Origin of the sequence: Bacillus glycinifermentans, from assembly GCF_001042475.2 — a bacterium.
Lineage (GTDB): Bacteria > Bacillota > Bacilli > Bacillales > Bacillaceae > Bacillus > Bacillus glycinifermentans.
The window spans coordinates 21284-44607 of the sequence record NZ_LECW02000005.1 but is presented as its reverse complement, the minus strand read 5'-3'; the positions used below and the strand labels follow the sequence as shown (position 1 = coordinate 44607).

The 23324-nt window shown below is 46.8% G+C and carries 26 protein-coding genes, 1 pseudogene and 1 riboswitch; of the genes and pseudogenes, 14 read left to right on the top strand and 13 right to left on the bottom strand.

Features of this window, described 5'->3' with window-relative positions; genetic code table 11:
- Positions 1–123: 123 nt before the first annotated feature.
- From mnmL to gltP, 3 genes are all read left to right on the top strand, one after another.
- Positions 124–1092, top strand: coding sequence for a tRNA modification radical SAM protein MnmL/YtqA (gene mnmL / locus AB447_RS06125; RefSeq protein WP_048355259.1), 969 nt, complete (start codon positions 124–126; stop codon positions 1090–1092).
- Positions 1089–1673 (top strand): tRNA 5-(aminomethyl)-2-thiouridylate-methyltransferase MnmM, encoded by a 585-nt coding sequence (gene mnmM, locus AB447_RS06120; RefSeq protein WP_048355260.1) that lies wholly within the window; start codon positions 1089–1091, stop codon positions 1671–1673. The genes mnmL and mnmM overlap by 4 nt, the downstream gene beginning before the upstream one ends.
- Positions 1674–1856: 183 nt before the next feature.
- A complete protein-coding gene (gene gltP / locus AB447_RS06115) occupies positions 1857–3107 on the top strand; it encodes a glutamate-aspartate/proton symporter GltP (protein ID WP_048355261.1) in 1251 nt (416 codons plus the stop codon).
- A gap of 39 nt (positions 3108–3146) precedes the next feature.
- Here the strand turns inward: gltP and AB447_RS06110 are convergent, their stop codons facing one another.
- Both AB447_RS06110 and AB447_RS06105 read right to left on the bottom strand, forming a co-directional pair.
- Positions 3147–4226, bottom strand: a complete 1080-nt coding sequence (locus tag AB447_RS06110; RefSeq protein WP_048355262.1) for a tetraprenyl-beta-curcumene synthase family protein — start codon at positions 4224–4226, stop codon at positions 3147–3149.
- A 14-nt stretch (positions 4227–4240) separates the two neighbouring features.
- Positions 4241–5025: pseudogene (locus tag AB447_RS06105) on the bottom strand (lysophospholipase).
- Between the two features lie 54 nt (positions 5026–5079).
- Here AB447_RS06105 and AB447_RS06100 point away from each other — a divergent pair.
- The 3 genes from AB447_RS06100 to AB447_RS06090 all read left to right on the top strand — a co-directional run bounded on the left by AB447_RS06100 (position 5080) and on the right by AB447_RS06090 (position 7500).
- Positions 5080–5598 (top strand): gamma carbonic anhydrase, encoded by a 519-nt coding sequence (locus tag AB447_RS06100; protein ID WP_046129340.1) that lies wholly within the window; start codon positions 5080–5082, stop codon positions 5596–5598.
- 194 nt (positions 5599–5792) lie between these two features.
- Positions 5793–6305: a phosphatase PAP2 family protein gene (locus tag AB447_RS06095; protein WP_172796324.1), complete on the top strand. Its 513-nt coding sequence runs from the start codon at positions 5793–5795 to the stop codon at positions 6303–6305.
- Between the two features lie 58 nt (positions 6306–6363).
- Positions 6364–7500, top strand: coding sequence for a glycosyltransferase family 4 protein (locus AB447_RS06090; RefSeq protein WP_048355263.1), 1137 nt, complete (start codon positions 6364–6366; stop codon positions 7498–7500).
- Positions 7501–7545: 45 nt separating this feature from the next.
- Here AB447_RS06090 and asnB read toward each other — a convergent pair whose 3' ends face one another.
- Positions 7546–9444 carry an asparagine synthase (glutamine-hydrolyzing) gene (gene asnB / locus AB447_RS06085; RefSeq protein WP_048355264.1) on the bottom strand — a complete coding sequence of 633 codons (1899 nt, stop codon included), beginning with the start codon at positions 9442–9444 and terminating at the stop codon, positions 7546–7548.
- A gap of 219 nt (positions 9445–9663) precedes the next feature.
- Positions 9664–10866, bottom strand: coding sequence for a methionine adenosyltransferase (gene metK, locus AB447_RS06080; RefSeq protein WP_048355265.1), 1203 nt, complete (start codon positions 10864–10866; stop codon positions 9664–9666).
- Positions 10867–11175: 309 nt separating this feature from the next.
- Positions 11176–11307: riboswitch (SAM riboswitch) on the bottom strand.
- 194 nt (positions 11308–11501) lie between these two features.
- Here metK and pckA point away from each other — a divergent pair.
- The gene (gene pckA / locus AB447_RS06075; RefSeq protein ID WP_048355266.1) at positions 11502–13085 is read left to right on the top strand and encodes a phosphoenolpyruvate carboxykinase (ATP); all 1584 of its coding nucleotides are present in this window, start codon (positions 11502–11504) and stop codon (positions 13083–13085) included.
- Between the two features lie 41 nt (positions 13086–13126).
- Here pckA and AB447_RS06070 read toward each other — a convergent pair whose 3' ends face one another.
- The gene (locus tag AB447_RS06070; protein ID WP_048355267.1) at positions 13127–13369 is read right to left on the bottom strand and encodes a DUF2584 domain-containing protein; all 243 of its coding nucleotides are present in this window, start codon (positions 13367–13369) and stop codon (positions 13127–13129) included.
- Positions 13370–13423: 54 nt separating this feature from the next.
- Positions 13424–14197 (bottom strand): alpha/beta hydrolase family protein, encoded by a 774-nt coding sequence (locus AB447_RS06065; RefSeq protein WP_048355268.1) that lies wholly within the window; start codon positions 14195–14197, stop codon positions 13424–13426.
- A gap of 145 nt (positions 14198–14342) precedes the next feature.
- Between AB447_RS06065 and AB447_RS06060 the strand changes: the two genes are divergently transcribed.
- Genes AB447_RS06060 through AB447_RS06050 form a run of 3 tightly spaced genes read left to right on the top strand, consistent with a single transcriptional unit; the run spans position 14343 to position 16881 of the window.
- On the top strand, positions 14343–15299 hold the full coding sequence (locus AB447_RS06060) for an ABC transporter substrate-binding protein (protein WP_232517724.1): 957 nt from the start codon (positions 14343–14345) through the stop codon (positions 15297–15299).
- 12 nt (positions 15300–15311) lie between these two features.
- Positions 15312–16094 (top strand): ABC transporter ATP-binding protein, encoded by a 783-nt coding sequence (locus tag AB447_RS06055; protein ID WP_048355270.1) that lies wholly within the window; start codon positions 15312–15314, stop codon positions 16092–16094.
- Positions 16069–16881 carry an ABC transporter permease gene (locus tag AB447_RS06050; RefSeq protein ID WP_048355271.1) on the top strand — a complete coding sequence of 271 codons (813 nt, stop codon included), beginning with the start codon at positions 16069–16071 and terminating at the stop codon, positions 16879–16881. Before AB447_RS06055 ends, AB447_RS06050 begins: the two co-directional genes overlap by 26 nt.
- Positions 16882–16912: 31 nt before the next feature.
- Here the strand turns inward: AB447_RS06050 and ytkD are convergent, their stop codons facing one another.
- Complete coding sequence (gene ytkD, locus AB447_RS06045; protein ID WP_048355272.1) at positions 16913–17389, bottom strand: RNA deprotection pyrophosphohydrolase; 477 nt, start codon at positions 17387–17389, stop codon at positions 16913–16915.
- 250 nt (positions 17390–17639) lie between these two features.
- On the opposite strand from ytkD, the gene AB447_RS06040 reads away from it, so the two are divergent.
- Positions 17640–18446 carry an AIM24 family protein gene (locus tag AB447_RS06040; RefSeq protein WP_048355273.1) on the top strand — a complete coding sequence of 269 codons (807 nt, stop codon included), beginning with the start codon at positions 17640–17642 and terminating at the stop codon, positions 18444–18446.
- Between the two features lie 46 nt (positions 18447–18492).
- Here the strand turns inward: AB447_RS06040 and AB447_RS06035 are convergent, their stop codons facing one another.
- The 3 genes from AB447_RS06035 to AB447_RS06025 form a co-directional block, all read right to left on the bottom strand.
- Complete coding sequence (locus AB447_RS06035; protein ID WP_048355274.1) at positions 18493–18816, bottom strand: hypothetical protein; 324 nt, start codon at positions 18814–18816, stop codon at positions 18493–18495.
- Positions 18817–18864: 48 nt separating this feature from the next.
- Positions 18865–19269: a phage holin family protein gene (locus AB447_RS06030; RefSeq protein ID WP_048355275.1), complete on the bottom strand. Its 405-nt coding sequence runs from the start codon at positions 19267–19269 to the stop codon at positions 18865–18867.
- A 146-nt stretch (positions 19270–19415) separates the two neighbouring features.
- Positions 19416–19853, bottom strand: a complete 438-nt coding sequence (locus AB447_RS06025; protein ID WP_048355276.1) for a Dps family protein — start codon at positions 19851–19853, stop codon at positions 19416–19418.
- A 134-nt stretch (positions 19854–19987) separates the two neighbouring features.
- Between AB447_RS06025 and ytzI the strand changes: the two genes are divergently transcribed.
- A complete protein-coding gene (gene ytzI / locus AB447_RS25720) occupies positions 19988–20140 on the top strand; it encodes a YtzI protein (RefSeq protein ID WP_096891879.1) in 153 nt (50 codons plus the stop codon).
- On the opposite strand, the gene AB447_RS06020 is transcribed toward ytzI, so the two are convergent.
- Together AB447_RS06020 and AB447_RS06015 are read right to left on the bottom strand one after the other, a co-directional pair.
- Positions 20134–20580: a FixH family protein gene (locus tag AB447_RS06020; RefSeq protein ID WP_048355277.1), complete on the bottom strand. Its 447-nt coding sequence runs from the start codon at positions 20578–20580 to the stop codon at positions 20134–20136. The two genes, ytzI and AB447_RS06020, sit on opposite strands and share 7 nt — an antisense overlap.
- A gap of 132 nt (positions 20581–20712) precedes the next feature.
- Positions 20713–21186, bottom strand: a complete 474-nt coding sequence (locus tag AB447_RS06015) for an S-ribosylhomocysteine lyase (protein ID WP_048355278.1) — start codon at positions 21184–21186, stop codon at positions 20713–20715.
- 132 nt (positions 21187–21318) lie between these two features.
- Here AB447_RS06015 and yidD point away from each other — a divergent pair, with 132 nt between their 5' ends.
- Positions 21319–21546 (top strand): membrane protein insertion efficiency factor YidD, encoded by a 228-nt coding sequence (gene yidD / locus AB447_RS06010; protein ID WP_046131357.1) that lies wholly within the window; start codon positions 21319–21321, stop codon positions 21544–21546.
- Here yidD and AB447_RS06005 read toward each other — a convergent pair.
- Positions 21543–22112 (bottom strand): beta-class carbonic anhydrase, encoded by a 570-nt coding sequence (locus AB447_RS06005; RefSeq protein ID WP_048355279.1) that lies wholly within the window; start codon positions 22110–22112, stop codon positions 21543–21545. The genes yidD and AB447_RS06005 overlap by 4 nt on opposite strands.
- A gap of 201 nt (positions 22113–22313) precedes the next feature.
- Between AB447_RS06005 and AB447_RS06000 the strand changes: the two genes are divergently transcribed.
- Complete coding sequence (locus tag AB447_RS06000) at positions 22314–23291, top strand: metal ABC transporter solute-binding protein, Zn/Mn family (RefSeq protein WP_048407154.1); 978 nt, start codon at positions 22314–22316, stop codon at positions 23289–23291.
- Positions 23292–23324: the final 33 nt, after the last annotated feature.

The following is a 23324-nucleotide window of genomic DNA, read 5'->3' as shown; positions in this document are numbered from 1 at the left end:
CGCGTTTAGTTTTGCCCTATCCGCTCATGATCAATAAAGAAAATAATGGAGAAATGGATTTGTTCTCGTCCGCATTATTTGCTACAATTTTAGGATGCCATCTACTACAAGGAGGAGCCTGATTTGTATCAGAACAACCCTTTTCCGTATACGAACAGCGAAAAACGATATCATACATGGAATTATCACTTAAGAAATCATTTCGGACACAAGGTCTTTAAGGTTGCCCTTGACGGCGGGTTTGACTGTCCGAACCGCGACGGCACGGTCGCACACGGGGGATGCACGTTTTGCAGTGCGGCCGGAAGCGGCGACTTTGCGGGAAATCGCGCAGACGATCTCATCACCCAATTTCACGAAATCCGGGACAGAATGCATGAGAAATGGAAAGACGGCAAATATATGGCCTATTTCCAGGCTTTCACGAATACGCACGCACCTGTTGACGTTCTCCGTGAAAAGTATGAAACCGTCCTCGGTCTTGACGGGGTTGTCGGACTTTCGATCGCGACGCGCCCTGACTGTCTGCCCGATGATGTCGTCGAATACCTTGCCGAGCTGAATGAACGGACATACCTTTGGGTGGAGCTCGGTCTGCAGACCGTTCATGAACGGACAGCCGCTTTAATTAATCGGGCCCATGATTACGAATGTTATGTCGAAGGCGTAAACAAGCTGAGAAAACACGGCATCAGGGTCTGTTCCCATATCATTAACGGTCTGCCGCTGGAGGACTACGATATGATGATGGAGACGGCAAAAGCCGTTGCCGATTTAGACGTACAGGGAATCAAAATCCACTTGCTTCACCTGTTAAAGGGAACGCCGATGGTGAAGCAGTATGAAAAAGGCAAGCTGGCGTTTCTTTCCCAGGATGAGTATGTCAAGCTCGTCTGTGACCAGCTTGAAATTTTGCCTCCTGAAATGATCATCCACAGAATTACGGGAGACGGCCCCATCGAATTAATGGTCGGACCGATGTGGAGCGTCAACAAATGGGAAGTATTAAACGCCATTAACGGCGAGCTTGAAAAGCGCGGCAGCTATCAAGGAAAATGGTACAAAAAAACGAAAGAGGAAGCCCTGTCATGAAGCTGAAGAAAATCCTTCCATATGCAAAAGAACTGCTGAAAACTGCCGCCGGGGAAGGCGACATCGTCATTGATGCGACAATGGGAAACGGTCATGACACATTCTTTTTGGCCGGGCTGGTCGGAGAGAGCGGTCACGTCTATGCCTTTGACATTCAGGAAGCGGCTCTTTTGAACACGGCCGAAAGGCTTGGAAACGAATATCAAGACCGGGTAACATTGATTCAAAAAAGCCATGATGAGCTCATCTCTTCGCTTCCTGACGACGTCTCAGGCAAGGTGTCGGCAGCCGTGTTTAACCTCGGGTATCTTCCGGGAGGAGACAAATCGGTGACGACAAAAAGCGAGTCGACCATCGCCAGCATCAAGCAGCTGCTCAACATCCTGAAAGATGAAGGACTGATCGTGCTGGTCGTCTACCACGGCCATCCTGAAGGAAAGCGGGAAAAGGACGCCCTGCTCGAATTTTGCGCATCGCTTGACCAGGATACTGCCCGGGTTCTCTGCTACGAATATTTGAACCAGCGAAACGATCCGCCGTTTATCATTGCGATCGAGAAGAAAGAAGCGGTTCAAAAGTGATAGGCTGAAGATCCTCCGTTTGGAGGATTTTTTTCATTTAAACATAATGTAAGCGATATCAAAATAAAATATGAAACACTTTTTATTTCGGAATTTTCCAAAAAAATATCAAAAAAATGGAGGTGGTTTAGCTCTTTGTCACGAAATTGTTGAAATCACACGTAAAAATACGGAGGGATTCGCTTGAAAAAATTTATCGCTTATCAAATTTTGATCGCACTCGCCATTGGAGCAGTGATCGGACACTTTTTCCCTGATTTCGGAATGGCGCTGCGCCCCATCGGAGACGGATTTATCCGCTTGATCAAAATGATCGTCGTTCCGATCGTTTTTTCTACAATCGTCATCGGAGCGGCCGGAAGCGGAAGCATGAAAAAAATGGGCAGCCTTGGCATCAAGACGATTATTTGGTTTGAAGTGATCACGACCATCGTGCTCGGACTCGGGCTGCTGTTGGCCAATGTGCTAAAGCCCGGCATCGGCCTTGACCTCTCCCATTTGGCCAAAAAAGATATCGGCGAGCTCTCAGGATACACGGAAAAAGTAGTCGATCTTAAACAAATGATCCTCGATATTATTCCTACCAATATCGTTGACGTTATGGCCAGAAACGATTTGCTTGCCGTGATCTTCTTTGCGATATTGTTCGGCGTCGCAGCTGCCGGGATCGGCAAAGCCTCAGAACCTGTCATGAAATTTTTTGAGTCTGTTGCCAATATCATGTTCAAACTGACGCAGATGGTAATGGTCACAGCCCCTATCGGCGTGCTTGCCCTTATGGCCGCATCTGTCGGCCAATACGGCATCGAGCTCCTGCTTCCTATGTTAAAATTGGTCGGCACTGTTTTTCTCGGACTGTTTCTCATTCTTTTTGTTTTATTTCCGCTCGTCGGTCTTATTTTTAAAATTAAATATTTCGAAGTCCTGAAAATGATTTGGGATTTGTTTTTGATCGCGTTTTCTACGACGAGCACGGAAACGGTGCTGCCGCAGCTGATGGATCGCATGGAGAAATACGGCTGTCCGAAACGGGTCGTTTCCTTCGTGGTTCCTTCAGGCTTATCGCTGAATTGCGACGGCTCCAGTCTGTATTTATCGGTCGCCTGTATCTTTTTGGCGCAGGCATTTAATATAGACATGAGCATTTCGCAGCAATTGCTCATGATGCTCGTGCTTGTGATGACAAGCAAAGGGATCGCCGCCGTGCCATCGGGCTCGCTCGTCGTCCTTCTGGCCACCGCCAACGCAGTCGGCCTTCCCGCTGAAGGAGTGGCGATTATCGCGGGCGTAGACCGCGTCATGGACATGGCGCGAACAGGCGTTAACGTCCCGGGGCATGCTGTCGCCTGCATCGTTGTTTCAAAATGGGAAAAAAGCTTCCGGTATAATGAGCGCTTTGTGCTTGAAAAACAATATCGGACGGAAAGCTTATAAACATTAAAGCTCAAACCGATGACCGGTTTGAGCTTTTTATTACGAGCTTTTCATCCAGGGCATTTTTTGAATTTTGCGGTATGCCCTGCCGTTAATATAGAAAAAGAAAGACGTTTTGCCGCTCGCTTTGATCAGTTTTTTCGCAAGCCGGCCGATTTCCTTCTGGCCCGCTACTTTGTCATCTGACAAATAAACGCCCAACAGACCCCTGTTGATCAAGCGGTGAAAATTTTCATGCGGGATGCCGCGCAAATGCTTATCCGCCATTTCGATAAAATGCTCAAGCCTTTCCATCATTTCAGAATGTGATGAATAATAGGTGCAAAAGTTCAAGTCTCCGCCGATCAAATCTTCCTCTTGATCGATCAAATAATCAAGCAAAATGTGCAATCCCTGTATGTACGGAAAATAGCTGTCTCGTATTTTTCGGGCCATCGCTTCTGTAAAGTCCGGCCGGACGGAATACGATACTAAACAAAAAATGCCGAGCGTCGAGCCTGCACACGCTGAAAATTCATACCATTCCATTTTAGGCAAAGCGGATTTGTATTTGTCGAACCAGGCCTCAAGCCGCGGCACGCGTTCATGCTCAATGACGTGTTTATGGACTTGCAGGTCGCAGTAATAGCTGCAAAGCTCAAGCAGGTGCTCTTTGATCAAGCCGTAGTTTTCGATATCGGCCAGAACGTCCTGGCATGTTTTGACCAGCTCGTGCAAATAGCCGCAGTCTTCTTGATCTTCCCTGAACCGGTAATAGTTTTTCAGCTCCGCGCCGACAGTCAACGCGTCTTTCATCGATTGATGAAGCATGGCGAAATCGTCCGGATCAAGCGAGGTGCTGCGGTCGCATAAGTTATCAAGGTAGTCGCTTATCGTCTGATAGGCGGTAATAAAGCGGATCGACTGCCTGATCTTCTCTCCTGAAAGAAGCGCCAATATGCCGCCGCCTTCACAGTGAAAGGTTTTTTGCCTGATGCTTGCCAACGCCTGCATTTTCAGCTCAGAGTTTTCAATGTTTTCTGCCTTCGTCCGCCATTTGTCTAATTCCTGATGGACGAGCGGAAAAACCTCTCTGTATACTTTTGCCATTAATCCTAACGGATGCTCCGGTACTGACAAAGAATGCACCTCCATTACGTGATATATTGATCTGCAAACGCTTTTGCCGCTTTAAAAACGTCCTCTCGTTCAGGCTCATTAAAGATCTCGTGATACAAGCCCTCCCATTCCCTGTATGCTTTATTTCGGGATGCAAGCTGATCAAACCTTTGACTGTCATTTTTTTATCGACGATCAAATCTGTGCCGGCCTGCATGACAAGCAAAGGGATGTTGAGAAACGTGTCAGCCGGCTCCAGCGCGCTTTTCATTGCTTTTAATAGCTCATGATACCATCTGACGGAAACTTTTGTAAAATACAACGGATCATTGTCGGCCATTTCGATGAGTTCTTTGTTTCTCGTCGCTTTGTCGGGCGTAATGCCGGATTCGAACAAAAGGGACGGAGCCATGACATTCAGCCCTTTAGAGAGCACGTCCACCAATTTGTTCGGTTTTAGCTTTAATTGCAGCCCGAGACAAGGGGATGATAAAATGAGACCGTTAATGCCATTTTCGTGCTGCTTGAACCACTCAATTGCGACAAGTCCGCCCATGCTGTGTCCGAGGAGAAATACCGGCAGCCGAAACGATTTTGCCTTGTCAATCCATTTGTCTACTTCATCAATATATTCTTGAAACGACCGTATATGTCCTCTTGCTCTTGTCGATGTGCCCTGTCCGGGCAGATCGTCCATGACGACATTGTATCCGGATGAACGCCACATGTCGGACAGCCATTTATACCGCCCGTGATGCTCACAGGCCCCATGGACGATGACGATTGAAGCAACAGGTCTTTCCGCTTCCACGCAAAACATGCTTGACCACCTCGCGCTATATTTTTAAAACACGTAAATGAAAGGATGGAACTCATGATTTACCCTTATAAAGATACCGAACCGCTCATTCATAAAACGGCGTTTATCGCCGACAACGCGTGCATCACCGGAGATGTTACGATCGGAGAGCACTCTAGCATCTGGTTTTCCTCCGTCATCCGCGGGGATGTCGCACCGGTCCGGATAGGAAAAGGCGTCAATATTCAAGACCTTTCTTGTCTGCATCAAAGCCCGAACCGCCCCCTTTTGATCGAGGATGGCGTGACGGTCGGCCATCAGGTCACATTGCATAGCGCTGTGATTCGAAAGCATGCCCTTATCGGAATGGGGTCGATTATCCTCGACGAAGCCGAGATCGGCGAAGGCGCTTTTATCGGTGCTGGAAGCCTTGTCCCGCCCGGGAAAAAAATCCCGCCGTTTCATCTTGCTTTCGGCAGGCCCGCCAAAGTCATTCGTCCGTTAACCGACAGTGACAAACAGGATATGGAAAGAATACGCAAAGAATACATTGAAAAAGGACAATACTACAAGTCCCTTCAACAAAAAGACTAGCTTTGCTACAACTTTACCATTTTTTTCGCCATAAATTAAGCAAAAACCTTTTTCTGCCGTCTGCAGCCATAGCGCCTGCGGCTTTTTTTCGTTTCCGAAATCTTTACAAATACTTATCATTTGCTAAACATTCATTTTTTACAATAAAAGCGAGCTATCATTCGCCTAAGGGGGTTATCACGCTGAATAAACTGATGATCGGCATGTACAACTTTGAATGCAGAATTTTCCTCGGTATGAACAGCTTGTTCCATCAAAAAGCATTAAATCGTTATTTTCGCTCTTCAACCCATTTAGGGGGAGCTTTTTGCACCATTTTCGCTTCGCTTCTACCGATTGTGTTCGGCGAAGGAAATATTCGTCTTGCCGGTGCCGCCTCTGCACTTGCGCTTCTCCTCAGCCATCTGCAGGTCTTGCTCATCAAAAAGCTTTATCCGAGAAAGCGCCCGTATATAACGCTGAAACAGGCAAAGGTGCTGAACAATCCGTTAAAGGACCATTCCTTTCCATCCGGACATACGACAGCCGTATTTTCCGTGATTACACCGGTAATCGTATTCTTTCCGATACTGGCGCTTTTATTAATCCCGGCCGGAATCACAGTCGGCCTCTCAAGAATCTATCTGGGCCTTCACTATCCGTCAGATGTGCTGGCCGGAATGGTGCTTGGCGTCTCAGCCGGAATATTGTCATGTATGATCATGTGAGAACCGTTTCTTCCAGATTTCGCCAAATGTTAAGAAACAACCATCAGGAGGGGAAACGATGAAAGTTGCCATTTTTACCGACACCTTTACACCCGATGTCAACGGCTGCGCCAGAACGTTAAAGAGGTATACAGACTTTCTGGAGAAAAAAGGAATTCCGTATAAAGTGTTTGCACCGGAAAGCACGCATGAAACACAGTTTTCCAGCAGTATCCGCCGTTTTGCAAGCCTGCCGTTCTTTCTATACCCCGAATGCCGGCTCGCCCTTCCCAATCTCATTCAAATGAAAGCAGAGCTTCGCGAATTCAGGCCTGACCTCATCCATATCGCTACCCCGTTTAACATCGGCCTGGCGGGGCTGAAATACGCGAAAAAATCGAATATCCCCGTCGTAGGTTCGTATCATACCGACTTTGACCAGTACCTCGCCTATTATGACCTGCACATGTTTTCCAAGCTTTTATGGAAGTATATGCATTGGTTTCATAAATCTTTTCAAAAAATCTTTGTTCCTTCGCACGAAACGCTGCGGCAGCTAAAGATGAGGCAGTTCAGAAATCTGTCCATTTGGAAGCGCGGCGTCGACTGCTGTTTATTCAATCCGGCTTTTCGCACTGAAAAGGTGCGGGAGCAGTATGGAATAAAGGAAAGATATTTGCTCAGCTATGTCGGCCGGCTCGCACCTGAAAAAGACCTTGAGACCCTGCTCATGACTGCAGACCACCCATCATTGCAAAAGGATGTTCACTGGCTGATCGCCGGAGACGGCCCATTCAAAAAAGAGCTTGAAAAACGCGCTCCCGCCAACATGACCTTTGCCGGCTATGTCAAAGGCGAAGAGCTCTCAAGCATTTATGCAAGCTCAGACTTGTTTGTGTTTCCTTCGCCGACGGAAACGTTCGGAAACGCGGCCCTTGAAGCGCTCGCGTGCGGAACTCCGGTGGTCGGGGCAGACTCCGGAGGCCTGAAAGACTTCATTCAGCACGGAAAGAACGGGTTTCTTGCAGAGCCGAAAAACCCGGAAGCCTTTGCCGCACACATTTTAGAAATCCTATCAAACGACGGATTGAAAAAACAGATGGGGGAAGAAGCGCGGAGCTATGCGCTCGCGCAATCGTGGGACGCCATTTTTGAAAGACTCCTCTCCGAATGCGAAGGCGTGCTTGCCGAATGTTCCGGAGAAAGGACGGCTTAAAAAAAGAAAAAGGTTTTCGATACATCGAAAACCTTTTTCTTATGCTTATACGATAATGACTTCCTTCGGCTGATGGTTCAGCTCTTCCGGCACAAAGCGCTTTTCAACGAAAATGCTGTGCCAGATCATGAAGATGAGGACTGTCCAGATTTTGCGGCTGTTATCCGCTTTGTTGGCGCAATGGTCTTCAAGAAGCTGAAGCACATAATCTTTATGAATATATGCATCTGTTTGACTCTCTTTAATAATGCCCACGGCCCAGTCATGCATTTCATTTTTCAGCCAGTGGCGGATCGGCACAGGGAAGCCCAGCTTTTTGCGGTTTAGCACGTGTTCAGGAACGATGCCTTCAGCCGCTTTTCTAAGCAGATACTTTGTCGTGCCGTTTTTCGTTTTGAGCTCTTCCGGAATTTTGGAAGCCGCTTCAAAGACGACTTTATCCAAGAACGGAACCCGGAGTTCAAGGGAATTGGCCATCGTCATTTTATCTGCTTTCAGCAAAATATCGCCGCGCAGCCACGTATGAATGTCGACATACTGCATTTTGTTAATGTCGCTGTAAGACTTGCTTTCTTCAAAAAACGGCTTTGTCACATCACGGTATGTGATATGTTCGTCATATTGGCGAAGAAGCTTCGATTTCATGCCTTCTTCGAAAATCTTCGCATTGCCGATATATCTCTCTTCAAGAGGCGTGCATCCCCTCATTAAGAAGCTTTTCCCTTTCATGCCCTCAGGCATCGCAGACGCCACGTAGAGAAGCATCTTTTTCAAAGGAGACGGAATCCGTTCGAACGGCTTTAATGACAGCGGCTCGCGGTAAATGTTATATCCGCCGAAAAGCTCATCCGCCCCTTCTCCGGACAAGACGACCGTCACTTGTTTTTTCGCTTCCTTAGCGACAAAATACAAAGGAATCGCTGCAGGATCTGCAAGCGGGTCATCCAAATGCCAGACGATCTTCGGAAGCTCATTCATGTACTCTTCAGGCGAAATAACCGTGCTGAAGTTTTCCAGACCGAGCTTTTCGGCGGTTTCTTTCGCCACGTCGACTTCACTGAAGCCTTCATGTTCAAAACCGACCGAGAACGTTTTTAAATTTGGATGAAATTGCTTGGCAACGGACACGATAAAGGAAGAATCGATACCGCCTGAAAGGAATGAACCGACAGGCACGTCGCTTCTCATATGTACTTTGACGGAATCAAAGATGGCGTCCCTCACCTCTTGGACAAGCTTGTCCTCGTCCGTCTGCACAGGCTTAAATTGGACTTTCCAGTACGTTTTAAATTGAATGTCTTCATTCGGACGAATCGTAAATTGCTGGCCCGGCTCCACTTTCTGAACCTTTTGATCAAGCGTTTCAGGTTCAGGAACAAATTGGAATGAAGCATACTGCTGAAGCGCCTTTTCATTAAACTCCACATCGGCGCTGACAGGCATCAGACTTTTTCTCTCTGATGCGAAGTAGACGTGTCCGTCCGTTTTCGTGAAATAGAGCGGTTTGATTCCAAACGGATCGCGCGCGCCGTACAGAAGCTGCTCTTGTTTATCCCAGATCAAAAACGCGAACATTCCCCGCAGCTTTGCCGCCGCTTCTTGTTTGTAATGGCGGTATGTCGCAAGAAGAACTTCCGTATCGGAATCAGTCTTAAATTCATAGTCTTTTGAGATCAGTTCTTCCTTAAGCTCTATATAGTTATAGATTTCTCCGTTAAAAATAATCCAGTATGAATCATCTTCATATGACAGAGGCTGTCCCCCGTTTTCCACATCGATGATGCTCAGTCTTCTAAATCCGAAGCCTACATGTTCATCATGATAGTACCCATCATCGTCCGGACCGCGGTGTACAATCAATTCGTTCATTTGCTTAATTAATTCTTCCTGGGCTGCTGTCTCGGATGATGGGCGATGATTGAATACCCCTACAAATCCACACATAGTATTGCCTCCGATTGTTTAAGATTTCGAAGCAGACTGTATCTGCTGCTTTATTAGACATGTGTTTAAAGAAAAACGTTTCAAAATACCTGAAAAATGTTCACATTAGAATCCTTGTTTTCTAACAAAAAACGATAGTCAATCTGGATATTTTTCAAGTTTCAAAACCCGCTATTTTTGCCATCAAAAACAAAGCCGCTTATGTAAGCGGCTATGCGATTATTCCCCTAACGCCTCTTTGCGCAATTGATCTGCTTTATCCGTGCGCTCCCAAGGCAGATCAAGATCAGGGCGTCCAAAATGTCCGTAAGCTGCCGTTTGTTTGTAGATCGGACGGCGCAAGTCAAGCATTTTGATAATGCCGGCAGGTCTCAAATCAAAGTTTTCGCGAACCACTTCGATCAATTTCTCTTCGCTGGCTTTGCCGGTGCCGAACGTATTGACTGAAATGGATACAGGCTGTGCGACGCCGATCGCATAAGCAAGCTGCACTTCGCATGAATCAGCAAGCCCTGCTGCCACGATGTTTTTCGCCACATATCTCGCTGCATAAGCCGCGGATCTGTCGACTTTGGTCGCGTCTTTTCCGGAGAACGCTCCGCCGCCGTGGCGCGCGTATCCGCCGTATGTGTCAACGATGATTTTTCGTCCTGTCAAGCCTGCATCGCCTTGCGGTCCTCCGATAACAAAGCGGCCTGTCGGGTTAATAAAATATTTTGTATTTTCATCGATCAGGTCTTGCGGAACAACCGGGTTAATCACATGTTCTTTCAGATTGCGCTGAATCTGTTCCAGCGAAATTTCCGGATGGTGCTGCGTAGAAATAACGATTGTATCGATGCGGACCGGTTTGTTATTCTCATCATACTCAACGGTCACCTGCGTTTTTCCGTCCGGACGCAAGTATGGAAGAATTTCCTCTTTACGAACTTCAGTCAAACGGCGGGACAGTTTGTGAGCAAGGGAAATCGGCAGAGGCATGAGCTCTTTTGTTTCATTGCACGCAAAACCGAACATCAAGCCTTGGTCACCGGCTCCGATCGCTTCGATTTCAGCGTCGCTCATCGCTCCTTCGCGTGCTTCAAGCGCCTGGTCAACCCCCATCGCAATATCCGGAGACTGCTCATCTATCGACGTCAACACCGCGCACGTTTCTGCATCAAAGCCGTATTTTGCGCGCGTGTATCCAATTTCTTTAATCGTTTCACGAACCGTTTTCGGGATATCCACGTACGTGGATGTCGTGATTTCACCGCTTACCAGCACCAAACCGGTCGTCACAGATGTTTCGCATGCAACGCGGGCATTCGGATCTTTCTTTAAAATTTCGTCTAATATACTATCCGAAATCTGATCGCAAATTTTGTCCGGATGTCCCTCCGTAACTGACTCTGATGTAAATAACCGACGATTTTTGCTCATGTATGTTTCCTCCTGTATATGAAGATCAGCCGTGATCTTAAAGTATGATACGGAACTCGTCTCTCTTAATTATATGACGATACTCGGGCTTCATACTCTCTCGTCTGAAAGGCTTCGCTAATTGGGACGCCAAGCCGTCTATGGAAAGAGGCTTTTTTAGCATCTCCTTTTGCCCGGATACCCGGCCAAAACCTTTCACTTTTATGTGAAAAACGCCCAGTACCTTCCTCCTGAAGGCATGATTTTTTATGCAATAAAAAAACCTTTTCCTGTTCGCTGAGGAAAGGGTCTGGTAGTGCGTGCCTTTCACTCTTATCGCTCAAGGTATGTCAAAACCTTGCATCAGGTTAGCACCGTAGTTGTCTCGAAAACTGTGATGATGAAGAGAAACCGGTTGCTGGGCTTCATTGGGCCTGTCCCTCCGCCAGCTCGGGATAAGAGTATCCGCTCAATGAAATATCTTATCTTAAAATGACTTGTCATGTCAATATAAGCAGAAATAAATTTGCACTCCGGACGTAAAGAAAAAACCCGCACGAAATTTGATAAACAGTATAGACTATAAGAACAAATGTGTTATACTAATTCTACATTAATGTTATACACATTAAATAACACGCAAAGGAAGGTTTTTTATGAACTCTGTAGATGTAACGAACGATTTACAAACGTTATTGTCAGGCAAAAACGTTCAATTTAATTTATCCGTTCCCCATCTGGTTGAAAAGGTTCTTGATCGGAAAGAGGGAATTTTGACATCATCCGGAGCCGTGCGCGCGACGACCGGTACATATACCGGCCGCTCTCCTAAAGACAAATTCATCGTGGAAGAAAAAAGCACAAAAGAAAAAATCGACTGGGGCGCTGTGAATCAGCCGATTTCGGAAGAAGCTTTTGACCGCCTTTACACGAAAGTCGTCAGCTATTTAAAGGAGCGCGAGGAACTGTTTGTATTTGAGGGGTTTGCAGGTGCAGACGAAAAATACCGGCTTCCGATTACTGTCGTCAACGAATTTGCGTGGCATAACCTGTTCGCGAGACAGCTGTTCATCAGACCTGACGGCCGCTCCCGGCAAGCGGCTGAAGAGCCTTTTACGATTCTTTCGGCGCCGAACTTCAAAGCCGATCCGCTGATCGACGGCACCAAATCGGAAACGTTCATCATCGTATCGTTTGAAAAGCGCACCATCTTAATCGGGGGTACAGAATACGCCGGAGAAATGAAAAAATCGATTTTTTCAATTATGAACTACCTTCTGCCCGAACGAAACATTTTGCCGATGCACTGTTCTGCCAACATTGGCGAGGAAGGCGGCACAGCTCTCTTCTTCGGATTATCCGGGACGGGAAAAACGACGCTGTCCGCAGATCCGAACCGCAGGCTGATCGGAGACGATGAACACGGCTGGTCAAGTACGGGAATCTTCAATATTGAAGGCGGCTGCTATGCAAAATGCATACATTTAAGCGAAGAAAAAGAGCCGCAGATTTACCGGGCGATCCGCTTCGGCTCCGTTCTGGAAAATGTCGTCGTTGACGATGCGACCGGGGAGCCGGATTATGATGACGCATTTTATACGGAAAACACGAGAGCGGCCTATCCGATAGATGCGATCGATAACATCGCACTGCCAAGTATTGCCGGACATCCGCAGACGATTGTATTTTTAACGGCAGATGCGTTCGGCGTGCTGCCTCCGATCAGCAAGCTGACGAAAGAGCAGGCGATGTACCATTTCTTGAGCGGGTATACGAGCAAGCTTGCCGGAACAGAACGCGGCATCACCTCTCCTGAAGCGACCTTCTCAACGTGCTTCGGCTCGCCGTTCCTTCCGCTTCCTGCTCACGTTTACGCGGAAATGCTCGGCAAGAAAATTGACGAACACGGAGTCAGCGTGTTCCTTGTCAACACGGGATGGACCGGCGGAGGCTACGGAATCGGGGAAAGAATGAGCCTCGCCTACACGAGGGCAATGGTGCGCGCGGCAATCGAAGGGGATTTGGACAACACCGAGATGAGAACGGACCGGATTTTCGGCCTGCATACGCCGATCCACGTTCCAGGCGTTCCTGACCAGGTGCTCGATCCTGCGAAAACGTGGGCGGATGAAAAAGAGTACGAAGAAAAAGCGATCCGGTTGGCAAATGAGTTCAAAAAGAACTTCAAAAAGTTTTCCAACACGGGAGACCTGGAAAAAACGGGAGGCCCTTTAATTTAACGATAAAGCCAAGGTCGCGGACAGCGCCTTGGCTTTTATGTTTAATTCGTCGAATTTAAAGAAACGAGTCTATATGTTAAATGAGTGCGCCCTTCCGACCATTCAAGGCGCTCCGCATGGGCGGTCCCCGTTACATCGCCGCCCTTCGTCTTTTTGACTTCTATCGGCACATGAAGAGGGTAAACACGATAGCCTTCTTTTTCAAGCGTAAATACATTTTCCTCGACCCGCGTTTCTTTTCCTTTTGTGACGATCATCGTATTAAATTCAACAGGCATTCCCATCAGAAAATCCCCCTCCTTTTTATCTGTCAGCTTTAGTTTACCATAGCTTGTCCATTACCTGCTTTTCATCCATTGCGCAAGGTCCCTTACAATCCGCCTGTTCTCCTGCGGGGGAAAGTAATGGGTGAACTGATTGAAATACCATGTTTCGACCGATTTTTTTTGATTGATCAATTCCTGTTCGAGGTGTCTCGCGTGCTCGATCGAAACATTCTCATCCTTTTCACCGTGGATGAGCAGCACCGGCGCTTCGATGCTGCCGACTTTGTCAAACGGCGTCCTTCGCCCGTACGCTTCCGGCACTTTTTCCGGCGTGCCTCCAATGACCCGTTTCATCATTCGCCGCAAGTCTTTGCGCTCGCGGTAAGTCAAGGCCATATCGCTGACCCCTCCCCAGGAAGCGAATGAAGCGGCGGCAGATCCCATTTCTATGGCCGTTAAGATGCCCATGATTCCGCCTCTTGAAAACCCGAAAATGTGGACCCGCCGATCGTTCACAAGCTCGTGATTCTGAAGCAGGCGAAAAGCCGCAAATGCATCTTCTCTATCGTCTCCGGCAAAATCTTCATTGCCCTCACCGCCCTGGTTTCCTCTGTAATACGGCGCAAAGACGACAAACCCTTGCGAAGCAAATTGGACGATTCGTCCGGGCCTGACCATCCCGACATTTTTGATCCCGCCGCGCAAATACAAAAATCCGTCATATCGGCCGGGAGCAGCCGGTTCAGCAAGCAGCCCCTTGACCTTGAGCCCCTGCGACAAATAGGTGACGGAAAACAGGCGAATCCGTTTATTCGGAGACGGGAACCTCCTTTTTTCTATCCACATGTATTGCTCACCTCTGATAATCCGCAGTCGTCCCTCACACCTGTTTTGCATTTAACATAAACTATTTTATGCCGAAAGCAACCGAAATTAAAGGAGGGAAATCGGTTTGAAGCGTTTCTTTTTTAACATATTATCCTTCACCCTGATGCTGTTTATCCTCGCTTCCTGCAGCGGAGTCAAAACCGAAAAAGTCCGGCTTGCGGAAGTGACCCGTTCCGTTTTCTATACGCCTTTATATATCGCCATCTCCGAAGGTTTTTTTAAGGAAGAGGGCTTGGATGTCGAACTGAAAACGACGTGGGGCGGCGATAAAACGATGACGGCCCTCTTGTCGAACGGCGCCGATATCGCGCTTGTCGGCTCTGAAACTTCCATTTATGTCAATGCTCAAGGCGCAAGCGACCCCGCTATCAATTTTGCCCAGCTAACCCAAACTGACGGAACGTTCCTCGTCGCCCGCAAAAAAGCGGATAACTTTGGCTGGGAAGAGCTGAAAGGAAAAACCTTTCTCGGACAGCGCAAAGGCGGAATGCCCCAAATGGCCGGAGAGTTTGTCTTAAAACAGAAGGGCATTGACCCGAAAAATGATATCGATTTAATCCAAACGATTGATTTCGCGAATATTGCAAACAGCTTCGCTTCCGGAACAGGTGACTACGTTCAGCTTTTCGAACCCCAGGCCTCCATTTTTGAAAAAGAAGGCATCGGCCGCATTGTCGCCTCCTTCGGCAAAGAATCGGGCCGCATTCCCTATACAACATTTATGGCAAAACAAAGCTATTTAAAGAAAAACGAAAAAACGGCGGAAAAATTCACCCGGGCGATCTACAAAGCGCAGCAATGGGTCGAGTCGCATTCTTCAAAAGAAGCCGCGCAGAGCATCCAGGACCAGTTTTTTAAAGATACGGAACCTTCGATCCTTGAATCGTCGATCGAACGGTATAAACAGCAAAAGTCCTTTGCACACGATCCGATTTTGGATGAAGAGGAATGGAATCAGCTTCAAACCATTATGGATGAAGCCGGCGAACTGCCGAAACGCACCTCCCATCACGAACTGGTCAATACAAAGATCGCCGAAAAGGTCACAAAAAATCACTAGGAGGTGGCCGCATTGTCTTTTTTGCAAGTTCAGGATGTCACACATACTTATTTTTCCCTGAAAGAAAAAACGGCAGCGCTCGAAAATATCAGCTTTGAAGCGGAAAAGGGCGAATTCGTTTCCTTTCTCGGCCCGAGCGGCTGCGGCAAAACGACGCTGTTGTCAATCATCGCAGGCATCGTGTCTCCCACAGCAGGACGCGTATTGATTGAAAACCGCAAACCCGGCGAAAAAGACCTGCAAATCGGCTACATGCTGCAGCAGGATTATTTATTTCCCTGGAAAACCATTGAGGAAAACGTCTTAATCGGCTTGCATATTTCCAACAATCTTACCCCTGAGACGGAAAAAACCGCTTTGGAGCTGCTGGAAAAGCTCGGACTTTACCATGTCGAAAAAAAATATCCGAAGGAGCTTTCAGGCGGCATGAGACAGAGAGCCGCGCTCGCCCGCACCCTTGCCGTCGACCCGGATATCCTGCTTTTGGATGAACCCTTTTCAGCTCTTGACTATCAGACAAAACTGAACCTTGAAGATTTGGTATTCGATACATTAAAGACCTATCAAAAAACAGCCGTTCTCGTCACCCATGATATCGGTGAGGCGATTGCGATGAGCGACCGGATTTTGCTGTTTTCAAAACAGCCCGGGACGATTCATAAAACCTTTGCCGTCCCCGATTCCCTAAAAGGAATGACACCTTTTGAAGCAAGGCAGGAGCCGGATTTTCAATCCCTTTTTCAGAACATATGGAAGGAGCTCAATCACCTTGAACAATATCGGGCAGAAAGTTGATGTCCTTCATCAGGAATTTTTAAAACAGCAGCAGGCGGAAAAAAGGCGGGTCCGTTTTTATCAAGCTGCGATCTTTATCATTTTTTTCGCGCTCTGGGAAACGGCCAGCCGATTGGCATGGATCGATCCGCTCATCTTCAGCTCCCCTTCGGCCGTCTGGGCGCTTTTCCTTGAAAAAATGGGAGACGGTTCATTGCCCGGGCACATCGGTGTCACAGTATTTGAAACGATGCTCGGCTTTCTCTTCGGGACTTTGCTCGGGACGTTTCTGGCCGCTCTTTTATGGTGGTTCCCGCGCCTTTCCAAAATATTGGATCCGTATCTCGTCGTCCTTAATGCGATGCCCAAGGTTGCGCTTGGCCCGATCCTCATCGTCGCCATCGGCCCGAGTCTTTCGAGCATCATCGCCATGGGCGCCATCATCAGCGTGATCATTACCACGATTGTCGTCTATACATCTTTTCAGGAAATCGACGAAAATTATATAAAGGTCATGAAAACGTTCGGCGCCACAAAAAGCGAAATTTTTAAAGAAGTGCTTCTTCCTGCATCGATTCCGACAATCATTTCTGCTTTGAAAGTAAACGTCGGGCTGAGCTGGGTCGGCGTCATCGTCGGGGAATTTTTAGTATCGGCACAAGGTCTCGGCTATATGATCATTTACGGGTTCCAGGTCTTTAATTTCACGCTCGTGATGCTGAGCCTTTTGATCATCGCCGTCTTTGCAACGATCATGTACCAGTGCGTCGAGCTGTTAGAGAGGAAATTGATGAGGGGAAGGACATAAATATCGAAAAAGCCCCGGATAAGCGGGGCTTTTATTTGATCATGCCGTCTTTTTTCAGCTTCTCAAGGCTGATTTTCAGGACGGAGTCTTTCATAATAAAGCTGTATTTTCTGTTTTTTGCTATATCCTCCGGCAGATCGTCCATTAAAACAGGACCTTTCGTCTCATAGTACGTTTCCTGTTTTTCAATTTTATCAATCTCGGCAAAGTAAATATTTTTGATGATCACTTTTTCCATGCCAAGGACTTTATATTGCCCGATATATGTCAGCTTTTTCACATCAGCCCCCGTCTCCTCTTTCACTTCACGCAGCGCTGCTTCCTCGGCATTTTCAAAAGGCTCTACTTTGCCGCCGGGGAACTCGTACCCTCTGTCCTGGTGATTCGTTAAAAGCCACTGATTTTGATAGCGGCAGATCACCCACACATGCTTTGGCGCTTGTGAAAAGGGATGATTTTCAAAGGAGAGCTGAACCGTGTTCCGGTAAAAGTCTTTAAATTCGTACATCATGATCCCTCTAATCCGTTTCCTTGCTTCTTCAACTCATCATATCATATATCCGTTTTTTCTGTAGTGCTTTTGTACATTTGCAAGCTGTAAATTTTCATTTTATTGTTTCACAAAAAGCGCTCCCTAAAACACCGTATTGGGAAGCCAAAAAATCGGATGGGATAGAAACCTTCTGCATGACATCTGCGTGTATGATACGATAGTTTCATAAATTGCTAGCTTTGGACAAGCAAGGAGTTGTCATATTTTGAGTTTTCACTTTGATACAGTACAAGAATTAACACTGAAAGCAGAAGGAAGCGGACGTTTTTTTGCGAAGAAAGGAGCAATGATCGCCGATCAGGGCCAATTGAAATACAGCAAACGGCTGCTCGGGACAAACCAGGGAAATATCGTCAAGCAGGTATTCAATCATTTGAGCAGAAAATTGACTGGGGAAAATCTCGAGATGATGGAAGTAACCGGCCGCGGGGTCTGCTATTTAGCCGATCAAGGCGAGCATGTCACGGTGATTAACCTGGAGCCGAACGGAATTTGGCAGAGCGTCTCTGTGGAAAGCGAGGATTTGCTCGCGTTTACGGAAGACTGCCATTACGGCGTTACGCCCGTCGGCGTCGGCGTTTTATCCCAAAAAGGACTGTTCACTTCAAAGCTTACATATAACGGGACAGGTGCACAAGTGGCCGTTAAAACGGCCGGCAACCCGCTCATTCTTGAAAGTCCGTGCCGCGTCGATCCGGATGCAATCGTCGCTTGGACAGGACCGGCTCCGAAGGTAACGTTGGATGTGAACTGGAAAACGGTCATCGGGCAGACTTCAGGAGAATCGTATATGTTCGAATTTCAACAGCCGGGACAGATCGTGATCGTTCAGCCGTTTGAAAGACAATCGGGGCTCAAGGTGGGGCTTGACGATAATCGCTACAAGGCGGAGACGCAAAACAGCGCATGGCAGAATACACGCCAGGGTACGACGAATCAGCCGGAGCATCATGGTCAAGATCAGGGCGGACTCGGCGGTATCGTCGGCAGCATTTTAAATAACAGAAGATAACTGCACGATGTAAAACCTCTTCTTTTCTGAAGAAGAGGTCGCTTCTTTAATCGGCGGATTTCATGTCACAAAGGCCGTTCTCGCTGATGAATGTTTTCGTTTCTTCATTGCCGAGGCGGTAAAGCATCTGATAAATGTTCCGGCGAAGTTCGTCCATTTTATCATTTGAGCTGTCATGATGGTATTCGACAGCCGGCACGTGCGCCCGGAAAAAGTTAATCCAATCCTCGGAGTAGAGCTGGTCGAAATATTCCCTTAACAGGATGACATCCTCATCGGTTGCCGAAATTTGAAATTCCCAGGGAGATGCGCCGGGATGCTGCGAAATCATTCCATCTTGAACCGAAATATAGTATGTCCTTTTTTCCAAAGCCAATCATCCCTTTTTCTCGTTAGTATTGCCTGTTGCTTCAAAAAGTTACGGTTTTCGGCGCAGTTTATTTTTAACGAATTCATGAATTTCCAACAAAAACTGCGGAACCGGTATTCCCAGCGCATGAGCCGTGCCGACGATCAGAAATGTCTCATACAAAATATAAAAGACGATCGAAAAATCGCGGATTGAACTATCCGTCTGAAGCAGCTGGTCAAAAAAGTGAGCCACAGATATAAGAAAAAGCGTAACAAATTTATTCGCAAGCCGTGTAAACAAGCTCTTGACCGTGAAGTGATCGTTCACGCATTCGTTTAAACTGTTACAGACAAACTCAATACCCATTAACGTAATTAATATTAAAAATAAATATTCGATTGCACCAAACAAAAATCCGAAAAGTGAAAACCAGATTGAAAATAGCGAAAAGATGCCTAAGTCTCTGTTCATGCGCTTCAACATCCTTTCAAAAAAAGACTTTTCATAGCTTATCCTATGAAAAGCGGCTTTGAAAGGCTTGGATGAATTGTTTGACAATTTATAAAAAAGGCTTTAAAACGAACAAAAAAGGCCGGGCATCAGCCCGGGTCCATCCATTATCCCAAATACGCCTTCAGCATCCAGTTGTGCTTTTCGATCGTTTGATGAATGGCGAGAAGCATGTCTCCCGTCGTTTCATCATTCACTTCATCGGCAAGCTCCATTCCGCTTTTCAGCTCTTCGGCCACCGTCAAAAAGTCATCATGAATATTTTGTACCATCTGTTCTGCGGTCTCGCCGCCGTCCGCTTCTTTGATCGATGAGATTTCAAGACACTCCTTCATCGTTCCGACCGGAGAGCCTTGCATGGCCAGCAGGCGTTCAGCCAAATCGTCTATATACTGGGCGGCTTCCGTATACAGCTCTTCAAACTTTTCGTGCAGCGTAAAGAAATCTTTGCCTTTCACATACCAGTGATAATTATGTAGTTTGACGTATAGGACAGTCCAATTTGCAACTTGTTTGTTAACCGTTGTTTTCAATTTTTCCGACATCTCTTATCGTCCTCCTTTTGATTTACTTATGGTTTACCCGTTTAGCTTGTACAGAAAACATTTCTTTTACTCGCGATCATGATTTCCGTTTCCTGATATGGTAAACTATTGTAAAAAGGACACGGAGGTTTTTTATGATCTTCTGGATTGTTGCAGGCATTTTGATTACGGGCATTGTACTGGCATTATCACTGGTCACGACATCAAAAGCGTACGACTTTCAGCATCGAATCGATCCCCCTCCTCCGCCGAGCCGCCAGATAGAAGAAGAACGGCCTGATCAATGATGATGGCCGCTTTCTTCCTCTTCATCTTTTCCCGCCTGATCCTTTGCAGAACCGACTTTAAGTTCCGTTACCGGCATCGTATGCTGCTTCTTAGCTGTGACATGGACCTGAACTTTATAAAGCCCGTCTTCCGGAAATGCTTTTGAAATGCTGTAGACCCCTTTTCCTTCATTTTTCGCTTTCTCAAGCTCGCTTTTCTCTTTGCTTCCGGACTTCCAAACTTCAAACTCGACTTCATCAGCATCTGCCACAGGCTCGTCCCCGTAAAGCACGGACGCTTTAATGACAGCCTTTTCATTTTTGTCCGCATGCTCAGGCGCCGTAAGCTTTGCAGTCAATAACCTGGGCTCCTGTTCTGATGATGCCGGTTTATCCGCCTGACCGCAGGCTGACAGGCCGGCCGTTAAAACAAAGAGTATGACCCATTTACCCAAACGCATCCCTATCACCCTTTTTTAAATATGATGTATCACATATTCAAGTATAGCAAAGTTCCGGCATTTATGGCATTATTTTCTTTGTGAACAAATGAAAAACACCGGCTCAGGGAAAGAGCCGGTGTTTATAAGATATTATCCAAATACCTTTAATAAATCTTCCTTATTTTGTGAAAGCCAAAAGCGCATCATGCGTTTCGCACCTTCCAGATCGTGAAGCTTCGCCTGGCCGCACTGCGTTTCGTTTGCAGCCGGAATTTCCGTCACTTCGACGGCTTTCTTAAACGTGTCTTCAAGCAAATCGACGATTTCTTCAGCAGTCGGCTCACCGCTTACGACTAGGTAGTAGCCCGTCTGACAGCCCATCGGCGACACGTCGATAATATCGAAATGGTCGTATTTTTCCGCGTAAGTGCGGATCGTAAATGCAAGCAGGTGCTCCAGTGTATGGATGGTATCAGGCTTCATCGCCTGTTTATTCGGTTGGCAAAAGCGGATGTCAAACTTGTTGACGACGCCGTCCGTCCCGACTTTGTGAACGCCGCAATGTCTGACATAAGGCGCTTTAACTGCATTATGATCAAGTTCAAAACTTTCTACTGAAGGCATGTTTCCTCTCTCCCCTCTATCGGTCTTTTTTGATTATATCACACTTTACCGGTATGTTTTTAGGTAAATGCTTTTTCGTTTTGTGTGCTTTTTTCTTATATTATAATATGAAGAAAAAAAGGTGCTGAAAACATGAAAACTCTGTTCCTGCTGATCATCCGCACGTATCAAAAATGGATATCACCCATTTTGCCGCCATCCTGCCGCTTTTATCCGACCTGCTCAAATTACGGGCTGGAAGCGATTGAGAAACACGGCGCCCTCAAAGGAGGCTGGCTGACCGTCAAGCGCATTCTGAAATGCCATCCGTTTCACCCCGGCGGCGTTGATCCCGTGCCTGAAAAAAAGCAAAAAGATTAGCGCTCTTCCTTATAGCCGTTGACAACAAGGTCAAGTCTGCCCGTTTCCGGATCGATGACAAGCCCGTGAACAGGAACGCCTTCCGGCAAAAGCGGATGGTTTCTTATGACGTTGACGCTGTCTTTGACGCTGTCCTCTACAGATTCGAAGCTTTTCAGCCACTGCTCAAAATCGACGCCTGAATACTCAAGCGTTTGAATCCGCTCTTTCGGAATGCCGCGCTTGACTGCCTTGTCCAAAAAGCTTTCGGAGTTCAACTTGCTCATCCCGCAGTCATGATGGCCGATAACGCAAACCTCGTCGGCATTCAATTCATATACAGCGACAAGGATGCTTCTCATAATGCTTCCAAAAGGATGGGCGACAAGGGCGCCCGCGCATTTGATGATCTTTACGTCGCCGTTCCGCATGTTCATCGAGTGCGGCAGAAGCTCAACAAGCCTTGTGTCCATGCAAGAGAGGATGACCATTTTTTTGTCAGGGAATTTGCTTGTTTCATACTTTTTATAGTCCCCGCGTTCAACAAACTGTTTGTTAAACTGTAGAATATTGTCCAAAAGTTTCATGAGCCAGTTCCTTTCTAAACAATGTTTTATATTTAAATATACCATACAACTTCATTTTCTTTCATCCATCAAAGCGTTTCCGGTTTTCACCCGATTTTTTCTTTTATTTTTCCTCTTTTCAAATCGTAATTATTACGATACAATGATACAGGATGATTAAATCGTAATGATTTCAGTTTTTACGTTGAGAGGAGAAATACGATGAAAAAGACACTCGGATTGGCATCCGCATTCATTCTTGCAGCGGGCTTGACAGCGGGCTGCTCAAGCACCGGAGCTTCCGGCGATCATAAAGAACACGACGGAAAATTGGATATCTACACAACCATATATCCGCTTGAGGATTTCACCAAAAAAATCGGCGGGGAATATGTGAACGTCAAAAGCGTTTACCCTCCAAACGTTGAAGCGCATACGTATGAGCCAAGCTCAAAAACGATGGCGGAGATTTCTGATTCCGATGCCTTCATTTATTCCGGGGTCGGTGTTGAAGGGTTCGCGGATAAAGCTGTGAACACGTTAAAAGGGAGCGACGTCAAAATCGTCAAAGCCGGCGAAGGCATTGATCTCTTGTCCCAAACAGAAGAGCACGAACACGGTGAAGAAGAACACCATCACGATCACGAACATGAACACGATCATGATCATGGAGGTAAAGACCCTCACGTCTGGCTTGATCCGGTCCTTGCCGAAAAGCTGGCGGAAAACATTAAAAATGAACTGGCCGCATTAGAACCGGAGCATAAAAAAGAGTTCACGAAAAACTATGAATCTCTCAAAAAAGAGTTGGAACAGCTTGATCAAGAGCTTAAACAGACAGTCGCCAAAGCTGACAAAAAAGAGATCCTCGTCTCGCATGCCGCATACGGATACTGGGAAAAGCGCTATGGCATCAAACAGATAAGCGTGCTTGGCCTTTCTCCGACAGAGGAGCCTTCCCAAAAAGAACTTGAAAAAATCGTCAAAACAGCAAAAGAACACGACATTAAATACGTCATTTTTGAAAACAACGTCAGCAGCAAAATCTCAGAGATTATTAAAAATGAAATCGGGGCCAAAAGCTTGACGATGAAAAACCTTGAATCCGTTACAAAAGAAGACAGACAAAACGGCGAGGATTATCTGAGCATCATGGATGAAAATGTGTCCGTATTGAAAAAAGCACTGTCAAATCAATAAAAGCAAAACACGCGCAAACTGAGGAATGCGCGT

Excerpts from the sequence above, each read along its gene's own strand:
- mnmM (WP_048355260.1), top strand. The coding sequence starts at position 1,089 with ATGAAGCTGAAGAAAATCCTTCCATATGCAAAAGAACTGCTGAAAACT.
- AB447_RS06100 (WP_046129340.1), top strand. The coding sequence starts at position 5,080 with ATGATTTACCCTTATAAAGATACCGAACCGCTCATTCATAAAACGGCG.
- AB447_RS06095 (WP_172796324.1), top strand. The coding sequence starts at position 5,793 with ATGATCGGCATGTACAACTTTGAATGCAGAATTTTCCTCGGTATGAAC.
- AB447_RS06090 (WP_048355263.1), top strand. The coding sequence starts at position 6,364 with ATGAAAGTTGCCATTTTTACCGACACCTTTACACCCGATGTCAACGGC.
- asnB (WP_048355264.1), bottom strand. The coding sequence starts at position 9,444 with ATGTGTGGATTTGTAGGGGTATTCAATCATCGCCCATCATCCGAGACA.
- metK (WP_048355265.1), bottom strand. The coding sequence starts at position 10,866 with ATGAGCAAAAATCGTCGGTTATTTACATCAGAGTCAGTTACGGAGGGA.
- pckA (WP_048355266.1), top strand. The coding sequence starts at position 11,502 with ATGAACTCTGTAGATGTAACGAACGATTTACAAACGTTATTGTCAGGC.
- AB447_RS06070 (WP_048355267.1), bottom strand. The coding sequence starts at position 13,369 with ATGGGAATGCCTGTTGAATTTAATACGATGATCGTCACAAAAGGAAAA.
- AB447_RS06065 (WP_048355268.1), bottom strand. The coding sequence starts at position 14,197 with ATGTGGATAGAAAAAAGGAGGTTCCCGTCTCCGAATAAACGGATTCGC.
- AB447_RS06060 (WP_232517724.1), top strand. The coding sequence starts at position 14,343 with ATGCTGTTTATCCTCGCTTCCTGCAGCGGAGTCAAAACCGAAAAAGTC.
- ytkD (WP_048355272.1), bottom strand. The coding sequence starts at position 17,389 with ATGTACGAATTTAAAGACTTTTACCGGAACACGGTTCAGCTCTCCTTT.
- AB447_RS06030 (WP_048355275.1), bottom strand. The coding sequence starts at position 19,269 with ATGAACAGAGACTTAGGCATCTTTTCGCTATTTTCAATCTGGTTTTCA.
- AB447_RS06025 (WP_048355276.1), bottom strand. The coding sequence starts at position 19,853 with ATGTCGGAAAAATTGAAAACAACGGTTAACAAACAAGTTGCAAATTGG.
- ytzI (WP_096891879.1), top strand. The coding sequence starts at position 19,988 with ATGATCTTCTGGATTGTTGCAGGCATTTTGATTACGGGCATTGTACTG.
- AB447_RS06020 (WP_048355277.1), bottom strand. The coding sequence starts at position 20,580 with ATGCGTTTGGGTAAATGGGTCATACTCTTTGTTTTAACGGCCGGCCTG.
- AB447_RS06015 (WP_048355278.1), bottom strand. The coding sequence starts at position 21,186 with ATGCCTTCAGTAGAAAGTTTTGAACTTGATCATAATGCAGTTAAAGCG.
- yidD (WP_046131357.1), top strand. The coding sequence starts at position 21,319 with ATGAAAACTCTGTTCCTGCTGATCATCCGCACGTATCAAAAATGGATA.
- AB447_RS06005 (WP_048355279.1), bottom strand. The coding sequence starts at position 22,112 with ATGAAACTTTTGGACAATATTCTACAGTTTAACAAACAGTTTGTTGAA.
- AB447_RS06000 (WP_048407154.1), top strand. The coding sequence starts at position 22,314 with ATGAAAAAGACACTCGGATTGGCATCCGCATTCATTCTTGCAGCGGGC.